General features: G+C 61.8%; 16 protein-coding genes and 1 tRNA gene. 3 read left to right on the top strand and 14 right to left on the bottom strand.

The window, feature by feature from the left end; all coding sequences use genetic code 11:
- Positions 1 to 6 precede the first annotated feature (6 nt).
- The 8 genes from sctR to sctW are packed head-to-tail and all read right to left on the bottom strand — an operon-like array spanning position 7 to position 7,970.
- Entirely contained in the window at positions 7 to 660 is a 654-nt protein-coding gene (gene sctR, locus ACSSVH_RS04165; RefSeq protein ID WP_170058590.1) for a type III secretion system export apparatus subunit SctR, read from the bottom strand.
- Positions 657 to 1,679, bottom strand: a complete 1,023-nt coding sequence (locus ACSSVH_RS04160) for a FliM/FliN family flagellar motor switch protein (protein WP_169954840.1) — start codon at positions 1,677 to 1,679, stop codon at positions 657 to 659. Before ACSSVH_RS04160 ends, sctR begins: the two co-directional genes overlap by 4 nt.
- Positions 1,676 to 2,134, bottom strand: coding sequence for a type III secretion system HrpP C-terminal domain-containing protein (locus ACSSVH_RS04155; RefSeq protein WP_492634119.1), 459 nt, complete (start codon positions 2,132 to 2,134; stop codon positions 1,676 to 1,678). The genes ACSSVH_RS04160 and ACSSVH_RS04155 overlap by 4 nt, the downstream gene beginning before the upstream one ends.
- Entirely contained in the window at positions 2,131 to 2,556 is a 426-nt protein-coding gene (gene sctO / locus ACSSVH_RS04150) for a type III secretion system stalk subunit SctO (RefSeq protein WP_492634118.1), read from the bottom strand. The genes ACSSVH_RS04155 and sctO overlap by 4 nt, the downstream gene beginning before the upstream one ends.
- Complete coding sequence (locus tag ACSSVH_RS04145) at positions 2,543 to 3,901, bottom strand: FliI/YscN family ATPase (protein ID WP_169954837.1); 1,359 nt, start codon at positions 3,899 to 3,901, stop codon at positions 2,543 to 2,545. The genes sctO and ACSSVH_RS04145 overlap by 14 nt, the downstream gene beginning before the upstream one ends.
- Positions 3,898 to 4,776, bottom strand: a complete 879-nt coding sequence (locus ACSSVH_RS04140; protein WP_492634117.1) for an FHA domain-containing protein — start codon at positions 4,774 to 4,776, stop codon at positions 3,898 to 3,900. The genes ACSSVH_RS04145 and ACSSVH_RS04140 overlap by 4 nt, the downstream gene beginning before the upstream one ends.
- A gap of 9 nt (positions 4,777 to 4,785) precedes the next feature.
- Positions 4,786 to 6,882 carry a type III secretion system export apparatus subunit SctV gene (sctV, locus tag ACSSVH_RS04135; protein WP_170058594.1) on the bottom strand — a complete coding sequence of 699 codons (2,097 nt, stop codon included), beginning with the start codon at positions 6,880 to 6,882 and terminating at the stop codon, positions 4,786 to 4,788.
- Positions 6,879 to 7,970, bottom strand: coding sequence for a type III secretion system gatekeeper subunit SctW (gene sctW / locus ACSSVH_RS04130; RefSeq protein WP_169954834.1), 1,092 nt, complete (start codon positions 7,968 to 7,970; stop codon positions 6,879 to 6,881). The genes sctV and sctW overlap by 4 nt, the downstream gene beginning before the upstream one ends.
- 261 nt (positions 7,971 to 8,231) lie before the next feature.
- Here sctW and ACSSVH_RS04125 point away from each other — a divergent pair, with 261 nt between their 5' ends.
- On the top strand, positions 8,232 to 8,783 hold the full coding sequence (locus ACSSVH_RS04125) for an RNA polymerase sigma factor (protein ID WP_169954833.1): 552 nt from the start codon (positions 8,232 to 8,234) through the stop codon (positions 8,781 to 8,783).
- Between the two features lie 37 nt (positions 8,784 to 8,820).
- On the opposite strand, the gene ACSSVH_RS04120 is transcribed toward ACSSVH_RS04125, so the two are convergent.
- The gene (locus ACSSVH_RS04120) at positions 8,821 to 10,038 is read right to left on the bottom strand and encodes an MFS transporter (RefSeq protein WP_169954832.1); all 1,218 of its coding nucleotides are present in this window, start codon (positions 10,036 to 10,038) and stop codon (positions 8,821 to 8,823) included.
- Between the two features lie 460 nt (positions 10,039 to 10,498).
- Between ACSSVH_RS04120 and ACSSVH_RS04115 the strand changes: the two genes are divergently transcribed.
- Positions 10,499 to 10,575: transfer RNA gene (locus ACSSVH_RS04115), tRNA-Met, on the top strand.
- A gap of 105 nt (positions 10,576 to 10,680) precedes the next feature.
- On the opposite strand, the gene ACSSVH_RS04110 is transcribed toward ACSSVH_RS04115, so the two are convergent.
- From ACSSVH_RS04110 to ACSSVH_RS04095, 4 genes are all read right to left on the bottom strand, one after another.
- Positions 10,681 to 12,735, bottom strand: a complete 2,055-nt coding sequence (locus tag ACSSVH_RS04110) for a TonB-dependent receptor domain-containing protein (RefSeq protein WP_169954831.1) — start codon at positions 12,733 to 12,735, stop codon at positions 10,681 to 10,683.
- A gap of 283 nt (positions 12,736 to 13,018) precedes the next feature.
- On the bottom strand, positions 13,019 to 15,502 hold the full coding sequence (locus tag ACSSVH_RS04105; RefSeq protein WP_262377043.1) for a TonB-dependent siderophore receptor: 2,484 nt from the start codon (positions 15,500 to 15,502) through the stop codon (positions 13,019 to 13,021).
- A 125-nt stretch (positions 15,503 to 15,627) separates the two neighbouring features.
- Entirely contained in the window at positions 15,628 to 16,575 is a 948-nt protein-coding gene (locus ACSSVH_RS04100) for a FecR domain-containing protein (RefSeq protein ID WP_169954830.1), read from the bottom strand.
- Complete coding sequence (locus tag ACSSVH_RS04095) at positions 16,575 to 17,075, bottom strand: sigma-70 family RNA polymerase sigma factor (RefSeq protein WP_169954829.1); 501 nt, start codon at positions 17,073 to 17,075, stop codon at positions 16,575 to 16,577. The genes ACSSVH_RS04100 and ACSSVH_RS04095 overlap by 1 nt, the downstream gene beginning before the upstream one ends.
- Before the next feature lie 203 nt (positions 17,076 to 17,278).
- On the opposite strand from ACSSVH_RS04095, the gene ggt reads away from it, so the two are divergent.
- Positions 17,279 to 19,123, top strand: coding sequence for a gamma-glutamyltransferase (gene ggt, locus ACSSVH_RS04090; protein WP_492634116.1), 1,845 nt, complete (start codon positions 17,279 to 17,281; stop codon positions 19,121 to 19,123).
- Between the two features lie 116 nt (positions 19,124 to 19,239).
- On the opposite strand, the gene ddlA is transcribed toward ggt, so the two are convergent.
- Positions 19,240 to 20,334, bottom strand: coding sequence for a D-alanine--D-alanine ligase (ddlA, locus tag ACSSVH_RS04085; protein WP_492634115.1), 1,095 nt, complete (start codon positions 20,332 to 20,334; stop codon positions 19,240 to 19,242).
- Positions 20,335 to 20,465 lie beyond the last annotated feature (131 nt).

Genomic DNA, 20,465 nt, shown 5'->3' with positions numbered 1-20,465 from the left:
GATCACTCACAGATAAGAAAGGAACAGGCTGTCGAGCAGCCGCGACCACCCGGAAACCAGCACGAACAGGAGCAATTTCAGGGGCAGGGAAATGGTCATCGGCGAGACCATCTGCATGCCCAGGGCCAGCAGCAGGTTGGAGACAATCAGGTCGATGACGATGAACGGGATGTAGATCAAGAAGCCGATCTCGAACCCGGCCTGCAATTGCGAGATCACATAGGCCGGGATCAGCAACATGAGATCGTCACGGTGGGCGTTTTGCGCCATTTCCGGGGGCCACATGCGGGCGGTGTTTTCCACCAGGTGGGTCAGGATGTCGGGGTCGGTGTTGCGGGTCATGAACAGGCGCAGCGGCTCGATGGCCACCAGCCCCGTCTCCTGGAGCCGTTGCACACTGCTCAGGTCTACCGGGGCGTCCTTGACGTTCTGGGCGATCGCATAGCCCACCGGCGCCATGATGAACAACGTTGCCGCCAGCGCGATGCCGTTGAGCGCCATGCTCGGGGGCACTTGCTGCACGCCGATGGCGTTACGGGTGATCATCAGCACAATGATGATTTTCAGAAAGGACGTGCACACGATCAACAGCATCGGCATCAAGGCCAATGCCCCGATGAACAGCGCCAGGATAAGGGGTTCAACCCCCTGCAGCGTCATCGCGCGAAAATCACACGGGACAACTGCAAGCCCAGGCGTCCATCCATTTCGACCAACTGGCCCTGGCCAATCGGCCGGTCGCCGTAGTACAGGCCAGCCATGCCGGGGGCGTAGCCGGCGATACTCAATACCGCGCCGGGGGCCAGGTTGCGCAGCTCGCCAAGGGTCAGGTTCAGGGTGCCACAGCGTACATTCAGGGCCATGCTCAACTCGTCGAAAGGCTCATGGCCAAAGACATCCACCACCGGTTCATCAAGATCATTGTCTTCATACTCCGAGTAGTGTTGTGCTGAAAGATCCTCGTCCACGGACGTTTCCTCGATAGATGTAAGTGTCAGGCACACAGGCCCGGATTCATCGTCAATGCACCCGCGCAAGCGATGCTTGCCAGCGCGCACCTGGCCATTGCCCCGCACATCAAAAAAGGCTTGTTCGAGCATCAGCACGTCGCCGGCCCGCAGGCTGCGCACCTGCGTCACGGGCAGCAGCAAGCGCCCCAGCGTCACGGCAATCGCCAACTGAAACGAGGGCGGTAATGGCAAGGCCGTCGGCTGCCAGCGCCCGGTCTCACACAGCGCCAGCAAGCTCTCGGGGGCCAGCAACAGATACCCCACCACCCTGGAGGGCCCCAGCGTCACCGTGAGCCGGCAACCGAAGTTCAGTTTTCCAGGGGCCGTGCGCAGCCGCAGGTAACCGAACAGCGCTCGCACTTGAGGGCTCAAGTGATGCTGGAATAACTCCCAGAACCAGGAATCCGGATCATTGCCGGCCTCTGCCAGCGTCACCGGGCACTCCCCCAGCAGGCTGAACATTGGCCCTGGCTCGCTGAAGGCCAATAGCCCACAGGCACTTTCGAAGTACAGCGCGGCAGCACTCCTGGGCGCACGCCCAGGCTCGAGCAGCAGCTCTCCGTGCTGGCCTGTCACCTGGAACGGCATGCGCAGGCCTCGCCCCAGTCGCAGGCGTGCCGCAACCGTGGCGCTCTTGACCTGCGGCAGCGCTAAAGCAGGCATGATCATGCCGCGCCCACATTGACCAGATGCAAATCGACGGGCTGGCCCAGCACCTCGGCCAGGCGCTCCTGGCAGCCCTGCCGCACGCCGGTCAGCCAGCGCGCGGCAAGTTCCTGCTCTGCCGCCAGCTCGATGTTCCAGCCCCCCTGTTCACGGCGCACGCTGGCGTTGATCCGCCCCAGGCGCGGCAGGTAAAGCACCGCCTGCAGGGGCCATTGCGCGCTCCCGTGAATTCGGGGAGTCAATTGCGCCGTCATCGCCTCGATCATCAAGGCATCGGCTGACACTCCGGCTGCCGATGCCGAGGTGCCGTAACCTGCACCCTCCGCATCACCGCCCAGCAGTTGGGCAAACAACAGTCCTTGCTCCCAATGCACCACACCCGACAGCGCAGGCTCCTGTTCCGCGCGTGGCTCACGGGGGCGCGGTCGTTCAGGCTTGCTTGCTGGAACTTGCGTCATAGCTCTTCCTGTACCTCTTCCTGGGTCAATAAAACGGACAACTCCTGGAGCTTCTCAACCTCGCGCAAGCATTGGGTGACCTGCTTTTGCGCAGTGGCGACGTGAACCACCTGTTCCTCGCGCCGGCCCTGTAGTGCCTGCAGCTGCCCTTCTTCGCGCTGGGTTCCGGCAGCCAATGAGCGCTCCTGGGTACTCCAGGCCTTGAGTTGCTGCAGTGAGAGCACCTGCCCTTGATGCTGATTCAACAACTGCGCGGACTTCTGGATTTCCTCCTGGCGGGTTTGCTCAAGTGCCTCTTGCGCCTGCTGGATTTGCGCCAGCAAGGCTTGCTGGTGCCGCTTGGCCTCACGTAGCGCCCGCTCGGCACGGTCGGCCCGATGCCTGCGCAGGCGCCGCAACGTGTCGATTTCAGAAAGGGACATGGGTCGTCAGGCTCATCAATTGATCGAGGGTCATCGACATCGATGCCGGTTCGCGCAAGTCCTGGCGCAGGAAGCCATCCACCGCCTGGCGACTGTCCACGGCCAGGTCAGTCAGGGCATCGTTGCCGGGCTGGTACTCCCCCAGCTTGAGCATCAACTCGATCTGCTGGTACGCCGACAACAAGCGGCGCAGTGCCGTCCCGGCCTGGATATGCACGGGCTCCGCGACGTTGCTCAAAATCCGTGACAGGCTGGCCAGCACATCCACCGCCGGATAGTGGCCGCGCTCGGCCAATTTGCGCGACAGGACGATATGGCCATCGAGCAACGAGCGCACCTCATCGGCCACCGGATCGCTCATGGAGTCCTGCTCGATCAGCACGGTATAGATCGCCGTGATCACCCCCTCGCGGGTCAGCCCGGCACGCTCCACCAGGCGCGGCAGCAAGCTGTACACCGACGGCGGCAGGCCGCCACGCCCCAGCGGCTCACCGGCAGCCAGGCCGATTTCACGCTGGGCCCGGGCAAAACGGGTCAGGGAGTCGATCAGCAACAGCACCCGCTTGCCCTTGCGTCGATAACCTTCGGCCAATGCAGTGGCGGTGAAGGCGGCCCGGGCGCGTTCCATGCTCGAGCGGTCGGACGTCGCACACACCAACACCGCCTTGGCCCGCAACTGGTCATCGAGTTCGTGGTCGAGGAACTCGCGCAGCTCGCGGCCACGCTCGCCAATCAGGCCAAACACAATCACATCACAGTCAACGTTGCGCGCGATCTCCGCGAGCAAGGTGGTCTTGCCACAACCGGCGCCCGCAAACAGGCCGACGCGCTGGCCTTCGCCCAGGGTCAGCAGGCCATCGATCGAACGGACCCCAGTGGACAACGCCCGATGAATCCGCGGCCGCTCGGTGGGCAACGGCGCCTCGCACAACACCAGGCTGGTGTCTTCGGCCTGCGCCTCGACAAATGCACTGGCGCCCTGCCCCGTGATCGGGCGCCCAAAGCCGTCCAGTACCTGGCCCAACAGCTGATCACTGACACGCACCCGATGGGAGACGCCCAACTGCTCGACACTGGCGCCCACCCGCACGCCTTCAAGATTGCCCAAGGCGCTGAGCACCGCATCCTGCTGATCGAAGCCAATGATCTCGGCCAGCATGTAGTCGCCCGTGGCCTTTTCCACCTGGCACAAATCGCCGATACGCGCATGAGGCAAGCGGCATTGCAGTAACATGCCATTGACCCGCTGGATCCGCCCACGCACCGAGACCGGTGCGAAATTGGCCAGTGCCTGTGATCGGTCCTGCTGCCAGGCGGCCAGGCGTGCCTGCAATTCGGCACTCACCAGCGCACCTCATAGCGCTGTACGCCGTCGAACACCACTTTGCTGTTGTCGATCAGCACCAGGCGCAAGCCATCAACTTCATCCCCGACAAACAGGCGGCTGCCTTCATCCAGGACCACATGGCCATTGGGCCCGCCGACGATCTGCAGAATCTTGAACGGGAACACCGAGCTGCGCTCCTTGACCCGGCTGATCACCGGTACAGGCGTCTCGAACTGCTCGCCAAAACGACTGAGCATGCGTGATACCACCCCCACATCCTCCTGGGAAACATCACCGTCGAGCGCCACCTGGCCATTCACCACCTGTAGGCTGACGCGCTGGCTCAACTCCCGCTCGACGAGCATTTTCAGCAGTTGCTGACGGACTTCGTAGGGTGAGTCCAGCGCGCTTTTCTGGTTCTGTACCGGCATCAACGATGCCTGGGCCTCGTGCTCTCCCGTTGTGGCCAGCCCCACCGCCAGGCTGATCAACCGCTTTTGCTGCGAGCCGGAGATCGACGACAACGTCAGCCCCGCAGCCGCCTCCTTGACCGGCCTGGCGGGCGACGGAACAGGCGCGGCAGCCGGAGCTTGCGGCCACGGCTGATCAGCCAGGGTCACACACAGTCGAATATTGCCAATCGAAAACGGCACATCCAGTGCCAGGTCGGCAATCTGTGCCAGGAGCCGACCGTCATTGGCGCGCACCAGTCCCTCCTGGGCCTGTACCGACCAGCACTGCTCGATATAGCGCAGCACCACATGGCGCTCGGCAATCCCCTCGTCATATAGCGAAAGGTCAGCCTCCGGATGGGCACCAATACTCCATTGCCCGCCAAACAGCGGCAACGCCGCCCCCTGGCGCGAACCATCCAGCACTCGTAGCTCAAACATCGCCAGGCCTCATGCCACTTCCTCTCGAAACAGATTCTCCTGGGCCAGATCAAAACGCCCCAGCACCTTGACCTTGGACGATGCACTCAACTCAGCAAACGACAGCACCGGCACATGGTTGAACTCCTCCAGCAACAAGGTGCGCAAGGGGCTGCGCAGATCCTGCGCAACCAGCAGCACGCTTTTGCTCTTGGGGCGCACGGAGAAGGCCTGCTTGAGCAAGCTGACCAGCGCCGCACTGCTTTCGTTATCCAAAGAAAAGAACACCCCGGTCTGGGTCTGGCGCAGGGCGTCGCGCAACACGTTTTCGGTGTGCGGTGACAACAGCCAGGCATGCAGGCCATCGGTTTCGCTGTACTGGTGCAGGATCTGCGACTTGAGGGCAATACGCGCATAGTCAGCCAGGGCATCCGGCTCACGTTCATGCTGGCCGTGCTCGATCAACGCCTCGACAATCAGGCGCACCGCCCGTAGCGGTACGCCCTCGCCGGCCAGGCGCTGCAACACCGACGAAAAACGCGACAACGGCATGATCCGCTGCAGCTCCTGCACCAATTCCGGCTGGTTGAACTCCAGCCAACTGAGAATCGCCTTGCTCTCCTGGATGCCGAGAAACTGCGGGCCGCTGAGCAGCATCGCTCGCGTCATGCGCTCCTGGAGCAGGCTGTAGGCCGTCGAGCGCGCCAGATGCTCGTCCGCCAGCAGCGGGTCATCGGGGGCAAACCACATCCAATCCTGTTCGTCGCGCTCCGCCAGGCCCCTGCTGCCGCTTGCGGGCTCGCCCGCAAATGCCGCCATTTCCACGCCCACCCAATGTCCCAGCGTGGCCTTCAATATCGGCACTTCATGCACGCAGAAACGAAACTCATCGTCGGCCAATGCCGGGGCGAACTCGACTTCAAACGGCGGTAGGGTCAAGCCAATCTGGGTCACCAGGCTATTGCGGCTCTGGCGCACCCCGTGGATCACATCCGATACCAGCGGGCTCTCCTGCAAGGCCAGCGGAAACTGCAACAGGTACGGCCGCGACGGGTCAAAGCCGCGCAAATCCTCCACCCCGTTCTGCTCTGGGGGGACGGTATCGGTGGCCGGTTCCTGCGACTGTTCCTCACGCTGGCGGCGGCGCATCAGGAAATAGCCGAGGCTGCCGGTCATCAACGAAATCAGGATGAACACCACCGTGGGCATCCCCGGCAGCGTGGCGAAGGCGAGCATGCCCACCGAGGCAATCATCCAACTCTTGGGCTCGCTGGTCATTTGCCGGGCAATCTCGGCGCCCATGTTGTTGCTGCCTTTATTGCGCCCGGAAGGCGCTACACGGGTGATGATCATGCCGGCGGTCAGCGAGATCAGCAGGGCCGGAATCTGCGCGATCAGACCGTCACCGATGGTCAGTACCGAGTACAAAGCCATGGATTCGCCGGCACTCATGCCATGCTGGAACATGCCGGTGGCGAAACCGCCCAGCAAGTTGATCACGACAATGATCAGCCCCGCGATGGCGTCGCCCTTGACGAACTTCATGGCCCCGTCCATGGCCCCGAACAACTGGCTTTCGCGTGACAGTTGCTCACGTTTGTCCCGGGCCTGGTTGCCGTCGATCAGGCCGGCGCGCAGGTCGCTGTCGATGGACATTTGCTTGCCGGGCATCGCGTCCAGGCTGAAACGCGCCGCCACTTCCGCAACCCGCTCCGAACCCTTGGTGATCACCAGGAAGTTAACCAGGGTCAGGATCATGAAGATCACCAGGCCCACCGCGAGGTTGCCGCCCACCACAAAGTTGCCGAACGCCTCGACAATGTCGCCGGCGTCCTGCTCCAGCAGGATCAGGCGCGTGGTAGCAATCGACAGCGCCAGGCGAAACATCGTGGTCAGCAGCAGGATCGACGGGAACGATGAAAACGCCAGCGGCCCCGGCAGGTACAGCGCCAGCACGATCAACAGGCAAGAAATACAGATATTGAGGGCGATCAGGATATCCACCAGCCAGGTGGGCAGCGGCACGATAAAGATAAACACAATGGCCATGACCACCACCGCGCCCAGCACTTCGGCGCGTTGTGCAACCTTCAACAGCACGCCGTTGATGGCCCGCAAAGCACTCATGCCTTCAATTCCGGCCACGTGTGGGTATGCCGCGTGCCTCGCTCCTGGGTGGCGTACTCCAGCAGGACCTGCTTGTAGCTGTTCAGTGCCTCCTCGCGCCGTCTTGCATCACACCACCAGGCCAGCGGCAAGGCCTTGAGCTCCGGGAAAAAGGTGCTCAGCGACTGTAATTGGTGAGCCCACTGATCGCCCCCCAGGTCCCGGGCCAGGTGCTTGATTTCGTGGGGCGCAAGACCGCTGGCCGCATACCCCAGCAAGCGCTGCAACAGGCCCACCGCGTCCAGGGGAAGTTCGGGGTACAACAGAAGGAACTTGCCGATCAGATCCTTGCAGCGGGCGAGCACACCACTCAGGCGGCTGCAGTCATTCAAGCCCAGCAACAGGGTGCGCAACTGGCCCCGGTCTACCGAAGAGGTCTGCGCGGCAATATCGTCGGCCAGGGCGCGGCGGATCAGCTTGAGCCCGGACTCAAAGTCCCCGCCCCCGAACAGCCCCAGCAGCGACTGCATAATGGTCGCCAGCGATTGGGTCGTGACCACGCTGGTGTAATACAGGCTGCGCACCGCCTGGCGCAGCTGCGGGTCATCACTGCCGGCCTGCAATGCCAGTGCGGTGTTCAGGCCCGCCTGGATCTGTGGTTTGTAGTGGGCCTCAAGGTCAACCAGCGAACTGCGCGCCAGGCTCGCCTCGGCGGTACGCCCCTCGGCGTCCGCCTGCAGCGCCACGTGCTTGAGCACCACATACGCGCGCGCCGGGTCGTTGCCCGTGATATCCATCAACTTGCCGACCTTGGCGCCGACCAGCAGTTGCACCCTGACGTTACGGGCAACGGTCGCCATTGTCGTCTGCGCCGGGTGCCCCAGTTGATCATAGAGCTGCGTCAACTGCTCGGCCGCTGGGGCCCGCAGGCCCAGTTGGCGCTGGCCCAGCGCCCGGCCATTGAATTCGACCTCCTGGGTGAACAGCACACTCAGATCGTCAGCAACCGGAGCGTTTATCGGAACCGGCAGCCCACCCTCAATCCGTGCCGGGGCCGGTTGATTCAGGGGCGCGGGGGTTTGCACTTCAAGATTGGGATCGACTTTCATGGGAGTGCCAGCACAAGAGATTCGTATCCTTGTGTGGCTGGGACAGCCCATACGGTTCCATCCTCATCCGCTTTGCATCAGCAATGAAAATACCCGCACAAACCCACGGCGGCTTGCGCAAGCTCTTGCATGAAAAACACCTAAAACAAGATATTTCGCTATATATATCAATTAGATACAGACAATTTCCGATTGGCACAAGCGGTGCTAACAGGGTTCTCGTCGAAGCCATTTCGACTGCTTATACCCTGAGGAAAAATCATGGATATCCCTATCAGTGTTTTAGTTAATCTTCCCCGTGACCCTGGCCAATCCATCCAAGATCTGTCCGACGACCACCACAAACGCCTGCGCCGGTTCATTCATAAACGCGTATTGAACCCGGAGGATGCGGACGACATCCTGCAACTGACGTACCTGGAGGCCTGGCGTAACCGCCATCACTTCAGCGCGCAGGCATCATTAAGCACGTGGATGTGCGGGATCGCGCTGAATCTGATCCGCAATCACTTCCGCCGCCTCTATGCCAAGCCGGTGCATTGCGAGTTCGACGAGTCGCTGTCCCATGGACATAACGAAGAGCAGGACCTGGCGCGCCAATTCGAGATCAACCGCCGGCTGGAAAACACCCTCAGCGCAATCCAGAACCTGCCCCTGGAAATGCGCAACACCTTGTATGCCTCACTGGAAACCGACGGTAGCTACCAGGACACCGCCGATGCCCTGGCGATCCCGATTGGTACCGTCCGTTCCCGCCTGTCCCGGGCACGGGAACAGCTCAAACGTGCGACAAAATCTCATCCATTCCAATAGGAGAGGGAATGCCCATGGATAGGGCCCTCCCCCGGCTTCAAGCCTTTTTCGAACGTGGCAACAGAATCGCCAGCACCCCGAGCAGCGGCAGGAACGAGCACAGCGTGTACACGTACTCGATGCCGTGGATGTCTGCCAGGTAGCCCAGCAACGCCGCACCAATCCCGCCAAACCCGAACATCAGGCCGAAGAACACCCCGGCGATCATTCCCACATTGCCCGGTACCAATTCCTGCGCGTAAACCACAATCGCCGAGAACGCCGAAGCCAGGATAAAGCCGATCACCACACTGAGCACGCTGGTCCAGAACAGGTCGACATGGGGCAACAGCAGGGTAAAAGGCGCCACACCCAGGATCGAGAACCAGATCACCGCCTTGCGGCCGATCTTGTCGCCAATCGGCCCGCCAAAGAACGTGCCCGCCGCCACCGCCCCCAGGAACAGGAACAGATGCAACTGCGAGCTGGCCACCGACAGGTCGAACTTCTCGATCAGGTAAAAGGTGAAGTAACTGGTGAAGCTGGCCATGTAGAAGTACTTGGAAAACACCAACAGCCCCAGCACCACCAACGCACCGAGCACGCGGTTTTTCGACAGGCCGTGGGTAGCGGCCTGGCCCTGCTTGAGTTTGAACAGGTTCAAATGGTTGCGGTACCAGCGGCTGATCGCATACAGCACACCCAGGGCGAATACCGCGAACAAGCCGAACCACGCCACATTGCCCTGGCCATACGGAATGATGATCGCCGCCGCCAGCAACGGGCCAAACGCCGAACCTGCGTTACCGCCAACCTGGAAGGTCGACTGCGCCAGGCCATAGCGCCCACCCGAGGCCAGGCGCGCCACGCGGGACGCCTCCGGGTGAAAGGTCGAGGAACCAATGCCGATCAACGCCGCCGCCAGTAGGATCAGCGGGAAACTGCCGACCTGGGACATCATCAAAATCCCCACCAGCGTACAGATCATCCCGCAGGGCAACAGGAACGGCTTGGGATGGCGGTCGGTGTAATACCCCACCCACGGCTGCAGCAGCGAGGCCGTGAGCTGGAACGTCAGGGTAATCAGGCCGACCTGGGTAAACGTCAGGCCATAACTTTGCTTGAGCATCGGGTAGATCGACGGCAACACCGCCTGGATCAAGTCATTGATCAAGTGCGCCAGCGCCACGGCGCCGATGATACGCATGACCAACGGGCTGGATTGCGCCGCGGCCGGCGTCGTAGCCACTGAAGGCTGGGAATTGGTAAGAGCCATGAGGAACGTTTCCGTACAGCAGATGGATGCACAGGTGCAGGTGCGACAATGTGCCATTTTTCGGGGCAGGAAGGCTATCCCGTTAGCAGGCTAACGAGTAGGTGAATCGATGCAGCGCTCATGGGTTGTAAAGGGCCAACAAGATGGATCCGTCTAATTTGAGGAGCGTTTCCTAGAGAATCCTTCGGCCTTGTGCCTGGTAAGACCACCCCACATCAAATGTGGGAGCGGGCTTGCCCGCGATGGCGCTGGGTCAGTCAACTCCCGTATTGGCTGGCCCACCACCATCGCGAGCACGCCCGCTCCCACACTTTGATTTTCGCGACCTGAGGAACCGCACAAATCCCCAGCCACTGGTCGCCTCACCCGGTGTTTTTGCTTAAACAGTTGATAGCGTAGATAAATTTTCAAAAAAAGCGCTTGACGCATTCCCGTTCTCCGCGAATAATGCGCGCCACTTGGCTACATAGCTCAGTTGGTTAGAGCATAGCATTCATAATGCTGGGGTCCGGGGTTCAAGTCCCTGTGTAGCCACCAAGTACTAAAAACGGCTTACCGAAAGGTAGGCCGTTTTTTTATGCCCGCAGAAATCCTGGAGAGCAAGCCCGCGAGCAGCTATAGCTCACGGGCCATGTCTACACCTTAGAAGTAAGTCGTCGCCCCGGCAAAAAACGCCCGGCCCGGCACATAGAACGTCGTCGAACCATCCCGCGCATCTTCGTCCAGCAGGTTCTGCACGCCGCCATTGAGCGTCAGCCACTTGGTCACGGCCAGGTTCGCCGTCAGGTCGTAGGTGGTGTAGGACTTGACGAAGTCATTGCCCACCCCGCGCTGTTTACCCACATGCTGCGCCGACAGTTCGGTGTTGAGCTTGTCGGTGGCCTGCCAGTTGATTGCACTGAAAGCAGACAACTTGGGCGCGCTGATCAGGTCTTCGCCGGTGGACAGGTTTTTGCTTTCCAGCATGTAGGTGGCGTTGGTGCGCCAGTCCAGGGAGTCGGTCAGCGGCACGCGAACCGAGCCTTCCCAGCCGCGGGTGCGCGCTTTTTCGACGTTTTCCAGCATGGTCCACCAGCGACCCTGGAATTGGCCCAGTGGCGCATATTCGATCTTGTCTTCGAAGTCGGTATGGAAGTACGTCAGGCTGGCTTCCCAACCATCACGGTCGAAGGACACACCCATTTCCTTGTTGACGCTGGTCTCTGGCGACAGGTTCGGGTTACCGGCCATCCAGCAACTGCCGCTCACATAACCCAGGGGTTTCAACGAGCCGCAACCGCGACCGCCGGACTCGGTGGCGGCACCGGCGCTGCCCTCTTTCAGGCTTGGCGCACGGAAGCCCTTGGACACACCACCGCGCACGGTCCAGTCCGGGTGCGGATGGTAGACCAGGTACGCCCGTGGGCTGTTGTGGTTGCCGTAGTCTTGACTGTGGTCGAAACGGTTGCCCAGGGTCAGGGCCAGGTTGTCGAGCAGGTACAACTCATCTTCGATAAACGCGGCCGAGTAGTCCCCCTTGAGCGACGAGCCGGAAACCGCAGCGCCCTGATAGTCCACGGGCACCGTGCCCAGGGTGTCGCTGTTGGTCAGCTCTTCACGCTTCCACTGCCCGCCCACGGTCATGCGCTGGCTGAGGAGCAATTCAAACGGAATGTTCAGGCTGCCTTCGGCGATTTTTTCTTCGGCGCTGGATTTGCCCCAGTCGATATCGTTCTTGAATTTGTTCAGGTACAGGTCGACCTTCGAGGTGCCGAAACTCCAGTCCCCGCTGTGGGAAACGGAGTAGCTGTCACGAATCAGACGGCCAGGACCAAAGCTGCCACCGATGGTTTCGCCCCAGTCACCAAAGGTCTTTTTACTCGACCAGGACCGCTCCACACCATGCACGGCCTCGAACGACAGGCTCTGCTCATCGTTGATCTTCCAGTCGAGCAAGGCGTTGACGCTATGGTCCTTGGCGCCGCCAGCGCCGTCGCCGTACATGAACTCGCCATCCTTATCCAGGCGCGCCGTGACCTCATCGGCGGCCCGCCGGGTCAGGTTGGCGCCCAGGCGCAGGCCCACCGACTCAGTCAATGGCCCGGACAGGTTGAGGCTGGTCTGGGTGGTCTGGCCCCGGTCGGAGTCTTCGGGAATCGTGGTGTTGACGTTGGCCGAACCACTCCAGGTGCTCGAGACCTTGCGGGTGATGATGTTGATCACCCCGCCCATGGCATCCGAGCCGTACAGCGAAGACATGGGGCCGCGCACGATCTCGATGCGCTCAATCATGTTCGGGGTGATCCAGTTCAGGTCCTGGCGCGCCAGATCGCGGCGATAGCTCAAATCCCCGGAACCGCCGAGGCGTTTGCCGTCCACCAGGATCAAGGTGTACTTGTCGTCCAGGCCACGCAGTTTGATTTTCGATTGCTCGCCCACCGGGCCGAAGCCACCGGTAACGCCGGGCACACGCCGCAGCAGAGTGTTGAGGTCATACACCGGCTGGCGCTCGATTTCTTCGCGGGTAATCACGCTGACGCTCGCGGGTGCATCGCGCAGGTCCGTGGCGCCGCCGGTGGCGGTGACGAACGAGGTGTCGAGTTCGGTGACGGCGTGTTTATCGACCTCACCAATCTCTTCTGCTTGCAACGCCGGGGCGGCGATCAGCATGCCGACGGCCAGGAAAAGAGAGCTGAACAGGTAGGGGGGATTATTCATTGCAAACAGTCCTTGTTGAGCCGATATGCACCAAGACGGAGCACTAAAGGTCGCGGAGTGCAATGCAAATCTTTATCATTTAGAAAAGCATTTATGACAATAGCGACACAATTCCATACATTTCAAATAGATTTATTTTCTGCTAAATACAGCGAAAATCCGATTAAATCGTCAATCAGAGGATATTTTGCAACGTTAAAGTATTTACTAAAAAATCGAATTAATGCCCTGCTCGCCGCCCCGCAATGGCCTGAATCAGGACCGTTGCGGGGCGGCAATGCCATCAGAAAGCGTATTTGGTGCTCAGCATGAAGTTTCGCGGCTCGCCGTAGGAACCGCTGTAGAAGTTGCCATCCAGGGAGCTGATGTACTTCTTGTCCAGCAGGTTGTTGAGCGTGGCAGTCGCGGACCATTGTGGCGTCAGTTGATAGCGGGCCATCAGGTTGACAGTGGCGTAGTCGCCCTGCTTGACCTTGGCGGGCTGGCTGAAGCGCCAGGAGTCCACCGTCAGGTTGATCGCGCTTTGCCAGTTCACCCCGCCGCCAAGGGTCAGGCGCTCCAGTTCGCCGGGCAGGCGGTAGGTGGTCCAGACCTTGACCAGGTCGGCGGGGATGCTGCTTTTGACGCGTTCGTGCTGCTCATCCTTGACCACACTGTGACTGTAGCTGGCGGCAAGGTTCCAGTCGGGCAGCAGCTCGCCGCTGACTTCCATATCCACCCCCCGGGTCTTGGTTTTTTTCGCCGCATAGGCGGTCAGGGTGTCACTGCCGGCGACCATGCCATCGGCCACGGCGTCGTTCTCCAGGTCGACCTCGAACAAGGCAACAGAGGTGTTCAAGCGCCCACCGTAGTAGTCGCTCTTGAGGCCGATTTCGTAGTTGTTGCCCTCACGCGGGTCCAGCAGCCTGCCGCTCCTGTCACGGTAGGGCTGGGGTTTGAAAATACTCGTGTAGCTGGCGTACAGCGAGTGGTTGGGCGTGAGGTCATAGACCACGCCCGCATATGGCGTGACCTCACCATTGACCCGCACGCTGTCGTCGGTGTTGAAGCGCACCATGTTCGCCACGTTGTAATGCAGCGAGGCGTCATACCGATAGTTGCTGACCCGCGCCCCGAGGATTACCGACAGCTCATCACTGGGTTTTAGGCGCGTGGCCAGGTAAACCCCGTTCTGCCACTGGTCGATGTTGTCGTCTTCGCGGTTGAAGTTGTAGGACGCATGCGGTGCATAGTTGTTCCAGCTGTAGATATTCACCGGCTTGCCGCTGACACCGTTGTTGCTGGTGCCGTCGGCCAGCAGGTTGCCGAAGCCGTTACGACGGTTTTCGTAGTCCTGGAAGTTGAAGCCAAATACCAGCTCATGCTCGCGCCCCATCAGCTGGAACGGGCCGGAAAACATGATATCCAGGCCTTTCTGTTCCTGGGTGTTGTCGCCCTTGGTGGCGGTATAGCTCAGGCCATTGCCGGTCTGGGCATTCACGAAGCCTGTGGTGGTGCCGACGATGATCGAGTCGTAGTCGCGGGTGCCATACATGGCATTGGCGGAGACTTTCAGGGTCCAGTCATAGGCCAGTTTCTGCTCGATGGAGGCGAAGGTGTTGACCGACTCCTGGCGGTTGCTGCTGTCACGGCTGGCCGGGTTGTCGGAGCGCGAGGTGTGCAGGCGCTTGCCATTGCTGTCCAGCAGCGGCAGGCCGGTGGTGGAAAAGCCCTTGGGGTCGTTATCGAGGTATTCCACGCCCGCCGTCAGCAGGGTGGTCTCACTCAAATCGGCTTCGACCACGCCATACACAATGGTCTTTTCCTGCTGCAAATGGTCGGTGAAGCTGTTGCCCTGCTGATACGCCGCTACCGCCCGGCCACGCAGGTTACCGGTTTCGGTCAAGGGCCCGGACACGTCCACTTCGCTGCGGTACAAGTCCCACGAACCCAGCCCGGCACTGACGTAGCCCTTGAACGTATCGGTCGGTTTCTTGCGGATCAGGTTCACCGTGCCGGACGGATCACCGGCGCCCGACATCAGGCCCGAAGCGCCACGCAGCACTTCAATCCGGTCGTAGATGGCCATGTCCGACAAGGCCTGGGGCAATGCCTGACTGAACGCGAAGGATGTGGTAGGCATGCCATCGTACTGATAGTTGTCGATGGCCAACCCACGGGAAAATACATACAAGCGGTCGCTGCCGGGGCTCTGTACGTTGATCCCCGGCGTCTGCTCCAGCACCTGGCCGATGCTGCGCAGGTTCTGGTCATCGATACGCTGGCGAGTGATCACGCTGACGGTCTGCGGGGTTTCGCGCAGCGAAAGGTTGAGCTTGGTCGCGGTCTGGGTCGACGCCACGGTGTAGGACCCCGTACCCTCGCTGGTAGTCCCCAGGCCGGAAATGGTGGTAGCGCCCAATTGCAGGGTGTCGCCCTGCACCGCCGGCACCAGGATGTAAGTGCCATTGCCCTGGCGCTGGGCCTGCAAGCCGCTGCCGGCGAGCAGGCGCGACAGGCCTTCCTCGACACTATAAGTACCGCTCAGGCCCGGCGTGGTCATGCCTTGGGTCTGCTCGCTGCTGAACGACAAAGTGACGTTGGCGGCCGTGGCAAACAGGCTTAACGCCGAGCCCAGGGCGCCCGGCTGGATCTGGTAGACCACCGGCAGGCTTTGCGCCATGGCCTGGGTTGGCGCCAGGTTCAGGGCCGAAAAGGCACCAAGGGCCAATGCCAGGTGCACCGCCTTGGCAAGCGGCCGGGCGGCCCGCAGAGAGAATCGTGACATGGGGGTTTCCTTCCGTTGGCAGAACATAGCAACAGTCGTAATCGCTGCTTTCGGTACATGGCCGAACGAAAATGAAAATCAGCAACCGCCAATGGGAATAATTCGCAAAAAAAAGCAGAGGTCGCTCAGGCAGGTTCCACCGTGACCCAGTAACGCGTCACGTAACGCACATTGACCGCGAGGGATTGGCGCAGGTTGTCAAGGACGGTGTCGGTGTCATCAATGCGAAACGCCCCGCTCAGGCGCAGGTCGGCAATCGCCGGCGCACAGCGCAGCACGCCGGCACGATAGCGCCCCAACTCGGCGAGGAAATCCGCCAGGCGCCAGTCCAGTACCGTCAACATCCCCTGGCTCCAGGCGCCTGCGCCTGCCGGGGCCGCAGTCATCGGGCCGACCTGCTGGCGATTGAAACCGGACTGTTGCCCGGCATCGAGGCGCAAGACCTGCGCGGGGTTATCCAGGGGACGCAACTCCACCGCCTGTTCGATCACACACACATCGGTGTGACCGGGCCCGCAGCGCACGGTGAAACGCGTGCCCAGGGCGCGCACCGTACCCTGGGGTGTCTGCACCACGAACGGCCGGCCCAGGGCATCGCGGGCGGTCTGCACCAGAATCTCGCCACGGTGCAGATGGATCGCGCGCAGTTGCCCGCTGAAGACAATATCCATGGCGCTGTCAGTGTTCAGGTCGACCTGGCTGCCATCTGAAAGACGCAGATGGCGACGCTGGCCGGTAGCGGTGCGTTGATTGGCCATCAGCGCCTGGTAAGGCACGGTCTCGGTGGCCAGCCAACCGCTGCCGCCCACCGCCAGCAACACCGCAAGGATCTTCAACACCTCCCGGCGCCGGGCGCGCCCACCAGCGAGCGTGGGCAACGCCACATCCGCCGGCAGGCCGGCCCATTGGCTGTGCAGTTTTTCCACCCGGGCCCACGCCCGCGCATGCTGGGGACTTGCCTGCAGCCAGGTGCGCCAGGCCTGGCGGTCGGCATCGCAAGGGTTCGTCCCCTTGAGTTGCACGTACCAGGTGGCCGCGGCTTCCAGGGTCTGGATATCCAGGGCGGTGCTCATCAATCTTCCGTGAGCAGCAGGCAGCGGGTCATGGCGCGGATCAAGTGCTTTTTGACCGTGGTGACGGACACGCCGTAACGCTCGGCGGTCGCCACATAGTTCAAGCCTTCCAGCTGTACCGCGAGGAAAATCTGCCGGGTACGTTCGCCCAGGCCGTCGAGCAAGGTGTCCACCGCCACCAGGGTTTCAAAGATCAGCAGGCGGGTTTCCGGGGAAATCTCCAGGGGTTCCGGGCGCAGGGCCAGGGCCTCCAGATAAGCCTGTTCGAGCGCACGGCGGCGGAATTTGTCGATCATCAACGCCCGGGCGATGGCACTGAGGTAGGTCCGCGGCTCGCGAATCTGTGCCACGTCCCGGGAGGTCAACAGGCGCACGAAGGTGTCCTGCGCCAGGTCCGCGGCATCGCTGGCATTGCCCATGCGCGCGCGCAGCCAGGCTTTGAGCCAGCCATTGTGTTCGCTGTACAACACGTGCAGCGCAGCATGATCGGGAGCGGACATGGGCGGTAAAGACCAATAATTCAATTGATAATTAATCGCATTGTCTTGCCCGCACGGGATTTGCGCAAGATCGATTCTGTTACCCATCGGTTTTTGACGCTCTTGCATCCCCGCTGTTAGTGTCCGCCCTCCTTCCCCGCAGATATCTGCCAGGTGCGATTTACCGCAAAGCATCATCCCAGGGACAACAGATCATTCTCAAAATGAACGGAGTTCAGCGCGTGCTTTTCAACCTACGCTTGCAGCGCCTCACCAGCCTTTCGGTGATCGCCGCCGCCCTCAGCCTCGGCGCCTGCCACAGCACCAGCCCCCCCGACCTGCCGCCCGCCCCGGAGCTGGGCTCGGGTTATCGCACCGACATGAAAGTACGCCACGCCGAGCGCCATATGGCGGCAGCGGCCAACCCGCTGGCGGCCGAAGCCGGGCGCAAGATCCTGCGCCTGGGCGGCTCGGCAATCGATGCGGCCATCGCCATGCAAGCGGTGCTGACCCTGGTAGAGCCGCAGTCCTCGGGGATCGGCGGTGGCGCCTTTATCATGCTGTGGGATGGCAAGCAGGTACGGGCCTATGACGGCCGTGAAACCGCACCGGCCAGCGCCACGGTCGATATGCTGTTGAATGCCGACGGCACACCGATGGCCTTTGCCCAGGCGCAGATCGGTGGTCGTTCGGTTGCCACCCCCGGTGTGCTGCGCGCGCTGAAAATGGCCCACGAACACAGCGGTCGCCTGCCCTGGGCGCAGTTGTTTGCGCCGGCGATCCAGTTGTCCGAACAAGGCTTTGCGATTTCTGCGCGCCTGCACAGCCTGATCGCCGCCGACCGCTACATCAGCCAGTCACCGGACATGGCGGCGTACTTCCTCAACGCCGACGGCAGCCCGAAAGCCACGGGCACGCTGTTGAAAAACCCGGCGCTGGCCAATGTATTCAAGCGTATCGCCAAGGAGGGGCCCGACGCGCTCTATAGCGGTCCAATCGCCGAGGAGATTGCACGCAAGGTCCAGGGACATCACAACACTGGCCGCCTTGCGCTGAACGATCTCCAGGGCTACCGCGCCAAGGAGCGCGCGCCGCTGTGTACCGACTACAAGCGCTGGCAAGTGTGCGGCATGCCGCCACCCTCTTCGGGCGGGGTGGCCATTGCGCAGATCCTCGGCACCTTGCAGGCCCTCGAAGCCCGCGACCCACGCTGGGCCCTGGCGCCGCTCAAGCCGGTGCAGACCGCAACAGCCGCCGGCCTGGAACCCGTACCCGAGGCCGTGCATTTGATTGCCGAGGCCGATCGCCTGGCCTACGCCGACCGCGCCCAATACATCGCCGACACCGACTTCGTCCCAGTGCCGGTCGCGGGGCTGGTCGCCCCCGGCTACCTGGCCAGCCGCGCCGCATTGGTGGGTGAGCGCAGCATGGGCGTGGCCACGCCCGGCCAACCGGCGGGGGTTCAGGTGGCCTACGCGCCGGATCGCTCGCCACTGCGTATTTCCACCTCCCAAGTGGTGGCCGTGGATGACCAGGGCGGCGCGGTGTCGATGACCACCACCATCGAAGCCGCGTTCGGTTCCCACGTGATGGTCCAGGGCTTCCTGCTGAACAATCAGATGACTGACTTTTCCTTTATCCCCGAGGAAAACGGCCGGCCGGTAGCCAACCGCATCGAGCCGGGCAAACGCCCCCGTTCGTCCATGGCGCCGACCCTGGTCTTCGACCGCCAAAGCGGCGAGCTGCTGGCCACGGTCGGCTCTCCCGGCGGATCGCAAATCATCGAATACGTGAGCAAATCCCTGGTGGGCATGCTCGACTGGAACCTCGACCCGCAAGCCGCCATCAGCCTGCCCAACTTCGGCAGCCGCAACGGCGCGACCGAGCTGGAGCAAGGGCTGTTCAGCGAGCGATTGAAGGCGGCGCTCAAGGCGAGAGGGCACACCTTGAGCGAGATCGAGATGACCAGCGGCACCCAGGCCATTGTGCGGGTACGCGATGCCCAGGGTAAGGCAACCTGGAGTGGTGGCGCGGATCCGCGGCGTGAGGGGGAAGCGTTGGGGGATTGACCCAGGGTTGTATCGCCTTTACGGGCCTCATCGCCGGCAAGCCGGCTCCTACAAGGTTAACGGCAGGATACGCCACACCCTGTAGAAGCCGGCTTGCCGGCGATGGCGTTTGAAGCTTAGCGACTGATCTTCAGCCCCTTTCGCGCCGTATGTCGCTCCAGTGCCAGTTCGATCAGGCGGCTGACCAGTTCGCTGTAGCTCATCCCCGCCGCCTGCCATAACTTGGGGTACATGCTGATGCGGGTGAAACCGGGCAGTGAGTTGACCTCGTTGATCAGGACTTCACCGTCCTCGCACAGAAACACATCGACCCGCGCCAGCCCGGCGCAGCCCAGCACTTCAAAGGCCTCAACGGCCAGGGCACGAATGCGTTCGCTGGCTTGGGCGCTGATATCCGCCGGCACCAGTACTTGGGCGGCCTGGTCGTCGATGTATTTGCTGTCGTAGGAATAGAAGCCGTCACGTACCACGATCTCGCCACAGCCGCTGGCGATGGGACGCTCGTTGCCCAGCACCGCGCATTCGATTTCGCGGCCTTTGACGGCAGACTCCACCAACACTTTTTCATCGAAGCCCAGGGCCAGTTCAATTGCAGCCAGGTACTGGGCTTCGTCAGCCACCTTGCTCACGCCCACCGAGGAGCCTTGGTTGGCCGGTTTGACGAACAGCGGCAAACCGAGCTTTTGCCGGGCCTGGTCGAAGGTGGTGCGTGCCGCGTTGCCGCGGTTGAGGGTGATGAAGGGCGCCACCGCGATACCGGCATCGCGCAGCAGGCGCTTGCTGATGTCCTTGTCCATGCACACCGCCGAGCCCAGCACGTCGGCCCCCACGAACGGCAGGTCCGCCATGCGCAGCAACCCTTGCAGGCAGCCGTCTTCGCCGAGGGTGCCATGGACGATGGGGAAGATCACATCGACATGTTCCAGCAAGCCCTGGCCCGAGGTTTCCACCAATTGCTGGCTGGCCTTGCCCGGCACCACCGCCAGTTCACGGTTGGACTGGTTGAGGGCGATCAGCGCCGGGTTTTCCTGGTTGAGCAGGAAGTTCGAGGTGTCATTGAGGTGCCAGTGGCCGGCCTTGTCGATGCCGATCAGCACTGGCTCGAAGCGTGTGCGATCGAGGGCGTCGACGATGTTGCGGGCCGACTGCAAGGACACTTCATGCTCGGCCGAACGCCCGCCAAAAATAATACCCACCCGCAACTTGCTCATAGCCTGCCTCACATTGGAAATGTAGGGCTTATTACCACGAGCGGTCAGCAATTTGCCACCGTTGAAGCCGCGCACAATCGTACAAGACCCTGGCAGACAGCCGCTCCAGACTCAGTTAACGTAACTCCATC

The sequence above is a fragment of the Pseudomonas sp. HC1(2025) genome, assembly GCF_058742075.1.
Note: the sequence above shows the minus strand (reverse complement) of the source record. Positions and strands in the feature narration are given on the sequence as shown.